At 58.8% G+C, this 629-nt stretch carries 1 pseudogene; it reads right to left on the reverse strand.

The annotated features are described in order from the left end of the window. Positions 1-629, reverse strand: a pseudogene (locus L696_RS31040) (WIAG-tail domain); the annotation flags it as partial.

A 629-nucleotide genomic window follows, 5' to 3' on the forward strand; every position in this document is an offset into this window, starting at 1 on the left:
CCGCCAGTTTGTCGGACGTAACAGACTCATCCTTCAAAACATCGGTCGATATCGCCTGCGATGCGATATGCACGCCCTGAATCGTTCCGATGTGCAGATGGTGCGGCTGGATGGACTCCGGTGCGATATGCACGGACTTCACTGCCCCCTCTGCCAGCGCTCTATCCTGTACCGCACCAGCTGCCAGATGCCGGGGGTGTACCGCCTGTGCAGACAGATGTGAAGGCCCGACGCTGCCTTCCGCGAGATTCATTCCTTGCACCGAGCGTGCTGCCAGCTTTTCCGAGGTGATGCTTTCCGCTTGAAGCGCACGACCGGATACGCTATCCGGGGCCAGATGTCTCGTAAGCACCGTCGAAGCCTGCAAATGGGCAGAGGTAACGGCTTCCGGGGCCAAATGACTCGACTGGATAGCCTCTTCTGCCAGATGGTTTCCTTGCACAGCTTCGTCCGTAATGTGCCACGGCTGGACCGAGTGGGCAGACAGCTTGGCGGCCGTCACGCTCTCATCCGCCAATTTGTCAGACGTAACAGACTCATCCTGCAAGGCATGGGTTGATATCGCCTGCGATGCGATATGCTCGCCCTGGATGGTTCCGATGTGCAGATGGTGCGGCTGGATGGACTCC

The organism is Paenibacillus maysiensis, from assembly GCF_000520815.1.
Taxonomy (GTDB): Bacteria; Bacillota; Bacilli; order Paenibacillales; family Paenibacillaceae; genus Paenibacillus; species Paenibacillus maysiensis.